Annotated in this window: 12 protein-coding genes; 4 read left to right on the top strand and 8 right to left on the bottom strand. The window is 64.3% G+C overall.

Translation table 11 applies throughout. The features are described 5' to 3' along the window. Window positions 1-6: 6 nt before the first annotated feature. From BFL43_RS05940 to BFL43_RS05950, 3 genes are all read right to left on the bottom strand, one after another. Window positions 7-1,212: an N-acetylmuramoyl-L-alanine amidase gene (locus tag BFL43_RS05940; protein WP_240498092.1), complete on the bottom strand. Its 1,206-nt coding sequence runs from the start codon at window positions 1,210-1,212 to the stop codon at window positions 7-9. A gap of 522 nt (window positions 1,213-1,734) precedes the next feature. Beyond that, complete coding sequence (locus BFL43_RS05945) at window positions 1,735-2,763, bottom strand: GTP-binding protein (protein WP_084891670.1); 1,029 nt, start codon at window positions 2,761-2,763, stop codon at window positions 1,735-1,737. Continuing rightward, window positions 2,760-3,617 carry a rhodanese-related sulfurtransferase gene (locus BFL43_RS05950; RefSeq protein WP_084891686.1) on the bottom strand — a complete coding sequence of 286 codons (858 nt, stop codon included), beginning with the start codon at window positions 3,615-3,617 and terminating at the stop codon, window positions 2,760-2,762. Before BFL43_RS05950 ends, BFL43_RS05945 begins: the two co-directional genes overlap by 4 nt. A gap of 19 nt (window positions 3,618-3,636) precedes the next feature. Here BFL43_RS05950 and BFL43_RS05955 point away from each other — a divergent pair, with 19 nt between their 5' ends. Together BFL43_RS05955 and BFL43_RS05960 are read left to right on the top strand one after the other, a co-directional pair. Next, entirely contained in the window at window positions 3,637-4,317 is a 681-nt protein-coding gene (locus BFL43_RS05955) for a hypothetical protein (RefSeq protein WP_143695127.1), read from the top strand. 89 nt (window positions 4,318-4,406) lie between these two features. Then, entirely contained in the window at window positions 4,407-4,901 is a 495-nt protein-coding gene (locus tag BFL43_RS05960; protein WP_168176537.1) for a DUF4190 domain-containing protein, read from the top strand. A gap of 39 nt (window positions 4,902-4,940) precedes the next feature. On the opposite strand, the gene BFL43_RS05965 is transcribed toward BFL43_RS05960, so the two are convergent. From BFL43_RS05965 to BFL43_RS05975, 3 genes are all read right to left on the bottom strand, one after another. Next, window positions 4,941-5,576, bottom strand: a complete 636-nt coding sequence (locus BFL43_RS05965) for an LON peptidase substrate-binding domain-containing protein (RefSeq protein ID WP_084891673.1) — start codon at window positions 5,574-5,576, stop codon at window positions 4,941-4,943. A 46-nt stretch (window positions 5,577-5,622) separates the two neighbouring features. Then, on the bottom strand, window positions 5,623-6,483 hold the full coding sequence (locus BFL43_RS05970; RefSeq protein WP_084891674.1) for an SDR family NAD(P)-dependent oxidoreductase: 861 nt from the start codon (window positions 6,481-6,483) through the stop codon (window positions 5,623-5,625). A 61-nt stretch (window positions 6,484-6,544) separates the two neighbouring features. Beyond that, window positions 6,545-7,105: a type 1 glutamine amidotransferase domain-containing protein gene (locus tag BFL43_RS05975; RefSeq protein ID WP_084891675.1), complete on the bottom strand. Its 561-nt coding sequence runs from the start codon at window positions 7,103-7,105 to the stop codon at window positions 6,545-6,547. Window positions 7,106-7,480: 375 nt separating this feature from the next. On the opposite strand from BFL43_RS05975, the gene BFL43_RS05985 reads away from it, so the two are divergent. Further along, window positions 7,481-8,059, top strand: coding sequence for a sigma-70 family RNA polymerase sigma factor (locus BFL43_RS05985; protein ID WP_084891677.1), 579 nt, complete (start codon window positions 7,481-7,483; stop codon window positions 8,057-8,059). A 17-nt stretch (window positions 8,060-8,076) separates the two neighbouring features. Here BFL43_RS05985 and BFL43_RS05990 read toward each other — a convergent pair whose 3' ends face one another. Beyond that, the gene (locus BFL43_RS05990) at window positions 8,077-8,535 is read right to left on the bottom strand and encodes a hypothetical protein (protein ID WP_143695128.1); all 459 of its coding nucleotides are present in this window, start codon (window positions 8,533-8,535) and stop codon (window positions 8,077-8,079) included. A 100-nt stretch (window positions 8,536-8,635) separates the two neighbouring features. Beyond that, window positions 8,636-9,718 carry a transposase gene (locus BFL43_RS05995; RefSeq protein WP_084891679.1) on the bottom strand — a complete coding sequence of 361 codons (1,083 nt, stop codon included), beginning with the start codon at window positions 9,716-9,718 and terminating at the stop codon, window positions 8,636-8,638. Window positions 9,719-9,990: 272 nt separating this feature from the next. Here BFL43_RS05995 and BFL43_RS29370 point away from each other — a divergent pair. After that, on the top strand, window positions 9,991-10,200 hold a 210-nt coding region (locus BFL43_RS29370; RefSeq protein WP_240498091.1), incomplete at its 3' end, for a hypothetical protein.

The raw sequence follows: 10,200 nt of genomic DNA on the forward strand, positions 1-10,200 counted from the left end.
CAGCCCTCAGATGGGTAGTTTGCCGCCAAACATCTGATAGATCACCGAGAGCATCGCCTTGAGAACCTGCGACGAGGCGTCGTTGCCCTCACTCGACAGAAGCCCCTCGATCACCTTGGGATCCTTGGTGTCCGAGAGCTCACTCAGCAGCGGCAGGATCGACTGCAACCCGGTGAGGTCGAGTCCCGACTCACCCGTGGCACCCGGCGTCGCAGGGTCCTGACCTTCGATCGGCAGGCTCGGCAGCCCCAGTCCGGGAACGACCGGCGTGGTCGTGGTGGTCTTGGTGGACGGGGTCGTTGTCGTTCGACCGGACGTCGACGGTGCCGAGGGTGCGGTGGTGCGCGGTGCCGTGGTCGGGGGTGTCGTGGTCGACGGCGCGGTCGCGGCAGGCGCAGTGGTGGTCGCCGGCGCAGGGGTGGTGGCGGGCGCAGTGGTCGCCGGCGGTGCGGTGGTCGTGGCCGAGGCCGCCGGGGTCGATCCCGTCAGCAGAAAGCGCAGGATGCCATCGACAAGTCCGACGGCGTACTTGAGCTGCCCGTCCTTGCTGGACAGCGTTGCGGCGTCGGTGGGATTGGACAGATTGCCGAGCTCGGCGAACACGTCAGGAACCTTGGTCAGGTTCACCGCGGCAACGTCGGCGCGGGTTTGCAGACCGTCTTGGGCGCCGGCGTAGTTCGCGGGCACGAGGCCGGCTGCCTTGAACGCATCGCGCATCTGCTCTGCGGCTTTGCGGCCCGGACCCGACTGGACCTCGTTGACGGTGGCGTCCGGGATCGGCAATTCAGGAACGATGATGTGGAAACCGCTCTTCGCCGCGTCCGTGCCCGGCGAGGTCGAGTCGGCGTGAATGTTGACGGCGATGTCGGCCTTGGAGGCGTTGGCCGCGTTGGCGCGCTCGTCGATGCATCCGCCCCACCCGGTGTCGTCTTGGCGACTGAGGACCACCTTCGCGCCCTGGCTCTCCAAACCGGCCTTGACCAGCTGGGTGATGTCCCAGTTGACCGTGTGCTCGGCGATTCCGTCCGGGCTGGTTGCCCCTGTGGTCTGGCACGGCTTGGTGCTGCCACGACCGTCGGGTACCGGCTTGTTCAGGTCATTGCCTGCTGCCGACCCCTGGTGCCCGGGGTCGAGGAAGACGGTCTTTCCTGCCAGCGAATTACCCTGTGCAGGAGCGGGATCGGCCGAGGCCGTGGTGGGCATCGCGATCAGCGAGGCCGCGAGAGCCAGGCAGGTGAGCCCGGCAACGCGGAGGTCCTTCTTGGTCACGGTGTTCCTTTCGGGTGCGTCAACAGACGCAACATCAGTCAAAATATTCACTTCAGTAACAGTGAAGCAGTAGTTGAGACTTTTGGGAAATGCTGGACCTGCGGTCTGCAAACCGTTGTGGGGTCGTGATCGGGACGATGCACAATCGTGCGGCGCACAACGATGACGGACCGCATTGACGTCGGTACTCTTCAGGATTTTTGGCACGCTCGACGGCATCTTTGGCACGCTCGGCGGAGATATTGGCACGCTCGACGGTTGCCGACCAGGGGCGGTGAGCAGAGCGAACTCGCCCCGCCCGGCGTGCGGCCGCGTTGTCTGGACAGACGAGGAGCGAGCGAAGCGATGCGAGGAGGAAGGAAGACGACGCGATAGCGGCCGCACGCCCCGCGTAGCGAAGCGGAGCGAAAAAACACAGCGGTGAGACGACCTGGGAACGTAACGAACACCGAGCCCAAGACCCACCTAACGCACGTACCTCGTGATACTCAGCATCGATTGGGCGTCCACGACATCGTCGGCGCGAGCTTTCTCGAGGGCGGCTCTCGCTTCCTCTTCGTCGATCCCGGCGCCGATGACGACCAGTTCGGTGCGGCGGGGTTCCTCGGGGTCCCAGGGCTGAGCGTGCACGCTGACGTAGCTCCCGACGGTGTGCACCACATACTTGCGACGGTGCCGCGCCACGTCGAAGTGGACGAACCCCTTGACCCGGAACACGCCGGTCGGCGGCTGCTCGAGGAACGCTGCCAGCGCCCGGGGGTTCATCGACGCGGGATCGACGAAGCTGACGGATTGATAGTCGTGGTGCAGGTGGCCACGGTGGTCATCGTCGTCGTCACCGTCGTCGGCGAGCAGCTCGTCGAGGCCGAGCTGTCGCGGCGCGGAATCGTCGTCGCGCGGCGCGGACTCCAGGTCGGCGAGCAGCGCGAGGTCGACCACCGCATCCTGTGTGGCGATGATCGGCGCGCCGGCATTCGCATCCCGGATCAGCACTCGAGCCCGCTCCACCTCGTCAGCGCCGGTGAGGTCGGTCTTGTTCAGGACGACGAGGTCGGCGAGTGCGAGGTGCTGATCGATCCGCGGATGCTGCTGCCTCGTCTCTGCGTAGTTACGAGCGTCGACCAGGTACAGCAACCCTCCGTACTCGATCCTCGGATTGTCGCTGCCGGCGACCATGCGGATCAGATTGCGGGGTTCGGCGAGACCGCTGGCCTCGACGACGATGAGATCGAGACCGGCGCGTGGTGTGACGAGTGAGGCGAAGGTGGCGTCGAGGCCGTCGTCGTCGACGGTGCAGCACATGCATCCGTTGCCCAGCGACACGGCGCCATCCACCTGGCCGGCGACCAGCATGGCATCGATGTTGACCGCTCCGAAGTCGTTGACCACTACCCCGATCCGCAGACCAGACCGTGTTCGCAACAGATGGTTGAGCATCGTTGTCTTACCGGCACCGAGGAAGCCGGCCACGATCACAACGGGTATTCGTTTCACGACGCCTGACCAGCGAGACAATCGGGGCAGACCACCACCAATTCGCGACCGCCTGCGTCCGGGTAGTTCGCCACGTTCTTCGTCGGGGCCCCGCACTGGGTGCAGGTGCCGACTACCTTGGCGTGATCGGTGAAGTCGACGCTCATCCGCTTGTCGAAGACGTAGAGCGAGCCGTCCCACAGTCCGTCGTCGCCGTACCGCTCGCCGTAACGAACGATGCCGCCGTCGAGTTGGTAGACCTCGTTGAAACCGCGATTGCGCATCAGTACCGAGAGCACCTCGCACCGCACTCCACCGGTGCAGTAGGTGACCACGGGCTTGTCCTTGAGGTGGTCGTAGTCGCCGCGCTCGATCAGCTCGACAAAGTCGCGCGTGGTCTCGGTCGGTGGCACGACGGCGTCGCGGAACCGCCCGATCTGCGCCTCGATGGCGTTGCGCCCGTCGAAGAAGACGACGTCGTCGCCGCGGTCGGCCACCAGTTCGTGCAGCGACTCCGGGCTCAGGTGAGTTCCACCCCCGACCACACCGCCGGAATCCACGTGCAATTCGTCGGGCGCCCCGAATGTGACGATCTCAGATCGCACCTTGACGCTCAGGCGTGGGAAGTCATCACCGACGCCGTCGGACCACTTGATGTCGGCGCCGGAGAACGCGGCATACGCGCGTGTCCCCCGCACATACCGTTTGACGGCCTTGATGTCGCCGCCGACGGTGCTGTTGATTCCGTGCTCGGAGATGATGATCCGACCCGTGACCCCGGCCGCTTCGCATAATGTTTGCTGCCATAGCCGGATTGCTTCGGGGTCGGCCAGCGGCGTGAAGACATAGAAAAGCACAATCTTGGGTGTCGACACAGGGGTAAGGGTACTGAACATGTGGACAAGAACGATCGGCATGGTGGCTGCGGCGGGGGCGGCCGCAGCGGTGCTCGCGGGCTGCTTCCCTGAGGACGGCCCGAGCACCAAAGACATCCCTCCCATCGACGAGTTGTCGACCGAGACATCGGTGACCACCACGACCACCACGCGGAGCACGACGGCGAACCGATCAACCGGACTGACTCTCGCGACCGCGATCAGTACGGCCGCTCGGGTCAACAACAGCGACTTCCACGAGGCCGCACTCGAGGGCGGCCGCCTCGAGGACACCTCTGAGTTCCACTTCTCCACCCCGGACGCTGCCGTGAACTGTTCGACGGTGCAGCGCGACGTCCCGACGCTGGCGTGCGACGTGACGGACACGCCCGCGCAGACCCGGGACTACTGCAAGTGGGAGGCCGGCTACATCGTGCTGACCGACACGGCTTCCCAGGGAACCTGCGCGGACACCCCGTGGGTGTGGACCCGCGGATCAGTGTTGCCGTTCGGGTCGACCATCTCGGTGGGCACGTTCCAGTGCCTGAGCGACTTCTCCGGTCTCTATTGCCTCAACACCCGTTCGGACAACGGTTTTGCGCTGCGGGACGGCACATATCGAACGGTCTCGGGTGCTGACCCCGCTCCCGCCGCACTCGTCGACGGCGCAGAGCCGACGATCACCACGTCGGGTCGGTAGGGCCGATAGACTGCTCGGCAGACGAGCCGGTCGCAGGGCACATTTTCGTATCACCTGTCCGGTATCTGCACTCTCGAAAGGTGATGGCCGTGACTTATCCTCCGCCGTACGATCCACCGTCAAACGACCCGCTACGCAAGCGCGATCCGAGCGGCGACGACCAGAGTGCGTCGGGGCCACCACCGGCCGACCCCGGGTTCACCCCGCAACCCGACTTCCAGCCGACGAACTTCGACTACGGCCAGCAATACGGCCAGCAGCAGTACGGCCAGCAACCGGGTTACCAGCAGCCAGGCTTTCCCGGGGTCTACGGAGCGCCGGTGTCGGAGACCAACTCGAACGCGATCATCGCGCTGGTGTGCGGAATCGGCGCGTTCGTGATCTGCGGACTCGGCGCGATTCCCGCGATCATCTTCGGCAACAGAGCGATCGCCGAGATCGACGCATCCGGTGGCAGGCAGGACGGCCGCGGGATGGCCCAGGCAGGCAAGATCATCGGCTGGGTCGCTGTTGCGATGTGGGTCATCGGAATCGTTCTGTTCGCCCTCATCTTCATTGCAGCAGCCGCCTCGTCCTCGACCTGATCGGTGGGTCGGGGGCCCTCACAACGTTTCGCCACGTCTCTAATCGCTCGGCAATCCCGAGAACTCGATGACGGCTATCAAGTCGTCGAGAGCCTGCGACAGTGCGTCGATCCGGGCAGGGGTGCCCGGGGCAGAGAGGATCTTCTGTCGGTCGGCGGGCCCTAGACCCAGTCGAACCGCGGTGCCGTACACCTTCGCGTCCAGCGGTTCCTCGGCTTCCAGGGGTTCGGTGAGCCGATCGCCGACTTCGATGCCGCGCACCCGGTCCAGTGTCGCGGCGAGTTGTCCGAGCCGCGCGATCACCGGGTTGAGCGCACCGGGCACAGCAATCGGATCGGTGCTGGGCCACAGCTCGATCTCGGCCTGGGGATACGGATCGTCGGGTAGCCAGGAGCGGACGCGGAATCTGTCGGTGCCCACGCAGGAGAGGTGAAATCGACCGTCCGGGCGTGGACTGCATTCTTCGATCTGTGCCAGCGTCCCGACGTCGACCCGCTCCTCGCCGCCACCCGTTTCCCGGCCGCGGGAGATCAGCACGACTCCGAAGGAGTTGTGACCGGTGTCAGCGGTGCAGTCCGCAACCATTTGCACATACCTGGGCTCGAAGATCTGCAGGCTCAGCGGTTCGCCGGGAAGCAACGTCATCCCGAGCGGAAACATCGGATGTGCGCTCATGGCTCCAGCATGCCCGTCCGGGTCGGAACCCAACCACCCGCCCGGGTCAGGTCGGGAGGCGACCGAGCACCACTCCGGCGCCGGCCGCACGGATCGCCGCCACGCGCTGCAATATTCGTGCGTACCGGGGCATCAGTTCCTCGGGGCGGTGGTGGACCGCGTGGGTGATCCAACTCGCGGCCTGCTCGGCGGTGAGCGCAGGCAGCGTGTCGTACTCGGCGGTCGGCGCGATCATGGGGGTTCGGATCAGCGGGAAGTAGATGGTACTCACCGCGATCCCCGCGGCTCCGAGTTCGAGACCGATGCTGCGACCGACGATGCTCAGCGCAGCCTTCGACCCCGCGTAGGCCGAGAATTTGGGCATGGTGCCTGCAGGTACACCCCAGGTGGAGACGTTGACGATGTGGCCGCTGCCGCGCAGCTTCATCCCCGGCAAGAACCCGAGCATGAGTCCCACGGGCCCGAAGTAATTCACGGCCATCGTGCGACGGTAGTCGTGCAATCTGTCGACAGAATCGATCGCCGATCGCCGGATCGAACGGCCCGCGTTGTTGATGAGCACATCCGGCGTCCCGCGGGTCTCCGACACCGTCGCCACCAGACGTTCGACGTCATCCTCGTCGGCCAGGTCTGCGGTAAACGCGGTCGCCGCGCCTCCCTGGGCGACGATGATGTCGCGGACGCGCGTCAGTTCCTCGGCACCTCGTGCGACAAGAATCAGCTCTGCTCCCTGCGCGGCGAGCGCCACTGCCGCGGCCTCTCCGACGCCGGACGACGCACCGGTCAGCAGAATCTTCTTGGCGTCGAGCCTTGCGGGTGACGAAGCGAAGGGTCGATCGTTCAGCGAGATCGGCCGATCGAGGCCGATCTGCGCAATGCGTGCTGCGAGGCGGCGAGCGGTGGTCATGAGTGACCACCCTGGCATATCGGTCTGTCCGACCGTGATGACCTACCTAGAAAACAGCCGGCTACCTGTCGGCTGCGAAGTGCGTGACCAGGGTCGAGCAGAAAGCCGGTAGATCCCCTGGGTTGCGGCTCGTGATCAGTGTGTTGGGGCCGGCGGCACAAACAACCACCTCGTGATCGGTCCACGTGCCTCCGGCGTTGGTGATGTCGGTGCGCACACTCGGGTATGACGTCAGCGTGCGACCTGACACCACGTCGGCCTCGACGAGTGTCCACGGAGCGTGGCAGATCGCCGCCACAGGTTTGCCCTCGGTGAAGAAGTCAGCGATGAACTTCACCGCCGCCTGATCGGTGCGCAGGTTGTCCGGGTTCGCCACGCCACCCGGAAGAACAAGTGCGTCGAAGCTCGCGGCAGGCACGTCGGCGACCACCGCATCGACCGGGAATGTGTCGGCCTTGTCGAGGTGATCGAACGCCTGTATCTCACCGGTCTCGGTGGACACCAGCGTTGGGGTACCCCCTGCCTTTTCGATCGCTGCCCACGGATCGGTGAGCTCGATCTGCTCGACGCCTTCGGTCGCGACGAGAAACGCAATCCGCTGCCCCTGAAGTTCGTTTGCCATGCCGGGCAAATACCCGCGCCCGATGAGGACCAAACGCCTCGCGGGGTGGAGCCGACCCACCTGACACGATTCGGCGTCACCCGAACAAGCCCCCTGGACGTGACCTGGGTCACAGTCCTATCGTGGGTCATGGCTACCAAGACATACAGCAAGCACGTCATTCACCACTGCGAGGACTGCGGCCGATCCATGGAGGTCGAAGTCAAGGAGTTCCGCACCTTCGGCGGGGAAATCCACAAGACGAAGTCTGAACCCCACTGCGTCAATCCCCAGTGCAGAAGTTACCAAAACTAAGCAACATTTATATAAGTAAAGTTATGTTCCGTAACTCTCGTCGAGGTGTAACAAATCCCAGACGGCTCCCTATAATGGAGTATGACCGCGGAGTCGGACCCTGACCGGGACACGCCAGTCGACTTCGCAAATTTGCTTGCGCGAGTAGCGGATAAAGATGCCCAGGCGTTCCGCGAACTGCATGATGCGACACGACCACGGCTATTCGCGTTGATATACAAGGTCGTTCGCGACGTCGGCTACGCGGAGGAAACTCTTCAAGAGGTTTATCTCGAAATCTGGATGAAGGCCGATACGTATCGGCCCGAATTGGGCAAGCCCCTGTCCTGGCTGATGATGCTCTGCCATCGTCGTGCGGTGGACCGCGTCCGGTCCGAGGAAAGACTGCGCCGCAAGACCGCGCTGCTGGCAATGATCTCGTGCGACGTCGACGCCGCGAGTGCCGACGAACCGGTTCTCCTGCGCGACGAGTATCAGCGACTCATGCGGCATCTCAGCGCACTCACCAACCTGCAGCGCCAGAGCATCAACCTCGTCTATTTCGCCGATCTCACCCAGCGCGAGGCCGCCAAGCATCTGAACATTCTCGTGCCGGCCCTCAAGACACGGCTGCGCGACGGGGTCCTGCGGTTACGGACGCAGATGCGCTCCGAGGTCTGACGACCCCGGCCCGCTGATCAGAACCGAGACTTGGGCGCAGCAGCACGGGTGATCTTGACCCCGGACATCGCCGAGATGGACCCGCTCACGTTGATCACCGACCCGCCCGGACGGAGCGGTGGACCACCCTTGTCCTTGATGCTCGACCATCCCGACTTGTCGAGTTCGGTGTAACGGATCTCTTGATCGGCGCCAACCCGCAACTTGACCGTGCTCGTCGACACCTGCAGCTGCACGTTGACCACGGGTCCAGGCAAGGTCGTGTTGGTGAAGTCGAGGTCGATGGTGCCCATTGACCCTGTGATCAGGATGTTGGGCGGTACGGACCAGACACCTTTGCGGCGGACCGTCTCCCACTCGGCGTCGAACTGCACCGGCCCTGCGGGTGCGACGGGCGCCTGGGTGGGTGAAACCGCCGCGAGGACAGGCGCGTCGTCACGTCCCAGACGGCCGACAAAAGCACACCGTTCAGTCATTTGCACACGTTGCATAGGCTGTTGCCTAATCCCGCGGGCGTGTTTGATCGTGGGGGTTCGTGGCCCGGTCGGGGATTGGGCCGGGGCCGTGGCCCCGGGGTCAGATGGTGGCGAGGTTGTTGACTTTCACGTAGCGCAGGAAGTTGGTGGCTGCGGCGGCGAGGATGAGTTCAGATTGTGCAGCTGCGAGGCCGCGTCGGGCGAATCGTCGTAGGGTTCGTCGGTCTTTGAGGTGGGCGTTGACGGGTTCGATGATCCCTGCGCGTTGGCGGTAGTGGGCGGTTCCTTCGTCGGTGCCGATGCGTTCTTGCATCTCTTCGATGGCGGTCCGGTCGTATTTCCCGGGCTGGGTGACTGCCGTTTTCTTCGATGTTGCAACATCTTTGGCTTTGCCGGGCGCGATGAGTCTGTTGGGTCCGGCGGCGGCGAGGTTCTCTCGTGAGAAGTAGCCGGCGTCGGCAAGGACGGTCCCGATGACCCGATCGTGACCGGCGGCGGCGAGCTCGCTCAACGTTTGCTCGACGGCGGCGACCGTCGGTATGTACTCGCCAATATCGATGCCGCGGTCGGTGACATACGCGGCGAGGATGAGGTGATCTTCGGAGACGGCCAGCTGGGCGTTATAGGCCTGCCGGAACCCGAATCGGGTCTTCATGAGCCGGGACTGCGGGTCGGTAAGGTTGCGTTTTCGGACTGGTTTGGAAGCGTTCCGGCGCTCGAGCGCGGCCCGCGCATTGATCAGGTTCTGCCGGGCTTTGAGCACGTTGACATTGCGATCGGGATGCACCGCCCGGCGTCCGGCCGGGCGCCGTCCTTGCGCGAGTACCTGCTGCTGAGCGGTGTAGATGGCGGTCGACTCTTCGGTGAGACGGCGTTCTTTGGCCTCAGCACGCTCGACCCTACGTATCGTCATCTTTGCTGCACTGCTGGGTCGTTCGCGGCGATCTTTCTCGATCGAGGCCAGCGCTTCAGCGATCGCAGCTTGGCGAGTGGCCCTCGACTGCAACCGCGGCGGAGTCTGATCGCCTGGGTCGTCGAGATCTTCTTGATCATCGACAGCAGCCGCTTCGGCGACGATCTCGCTCGCCATCTCTCGCAGTCTGGCTTCGGTTTTGTTCGCATCGATACTGGCGTTGGCTTCGATCTTGGTGCCATCGACGGCGATGGTCCCGACCTTGACCATCCCTGCCGCCGCACACAGCTGCAGGACCTGGGTAACAGGCTGGTGAAGTGGGTTTCCTGGTCTTTGCGGAACCGGGCGATGACGGTGTGATCAGGGGCGTGTTGGGCGCACGCGACCCGGAACGCGACGTCGGTGTGGCAGCGTCGTTCGATCATCCGGGAGGACCGCTCCCCGACGCAGTAGGCATAGAACAGCAGCACCAACATCATGTCCGGGTCGTAACCGCGCCGTCCGGCGTTTGAATCGGCCGTGGCCCGACGCTTACGCCGGCCATGAAACGCCGAGGTATCCAGCGCCTGAACAATATCGGCGATCAGCCACACCAGATGACCGGGCGGCAACCACTCCCGCATATCCGGCGGCAACAGAAACTGCTGATCACGATCAGCATGGATGTACGACTTGGCCACACCAGAATTCTTGCACCAAACACGCCGAATCGCGGGCGTTACCGCCCGCGATTCGGCAACAGCCTCTGCAAC

This window comes from Williamsia sp. 1135 (assembly GCF_002095395.1).
Lineage (GTDB): Bacteria > Actinomycetota > Actinomycetes > Mycobacteriales > Mycobacteriaceae > Williamsia.

Coding starts and splice junctions, on each gene's coding strand:
- BFL43_RS05955 (WP_143695127.1), top strand. CDS start 3,637: ATGTGGACAAGAACGATCGGCATGGTGGCTGCGGCGGGGGCGGCCGCA.
- BFL43_RS05965 (WP_084891673.1), bottom strand. CDS start 5,576: ATGAGCGCACATCCGATGTTTCCGCTCGGGATGACGTTGCTTCCCGGC.
- BFL43_RS05970 (WP_084891674.1), bottom strand. CDS start 6,483: ATGACCACCGCTCGCCGCCTCGCAGCACGCATTGCGCAGATCGGCCTC.
- BFL43_RS05975 (WP_084891675.1), bottom strand. CDS start 7,105: ATGGCAAACGAACTTCAGGGGCAGCGGATTGCGTTTCTCGTCGCGACC.
- BFL43_RS05985 (WP_084891677.1), top strand. CDS start 7,481: ATGACCGCGGAGTCGGACCCTGACCGGGACACGCCAGTCGACTTCGCA.
- BFL43_RS05990 (WP_143695128.1), bottom strand. CDS start 8,535: ATGACTGAACGGTGTGCTTTTGTCGGCCGTCTGGGACGTGACGACGCG.
- BFL43_RS05995 (WP_084891679.1), bottom strand. CDS start 9,718: ATGGTCAAGGTCGGGACCATCGCCGTCGATGGCACCAAGATCGAAGCC.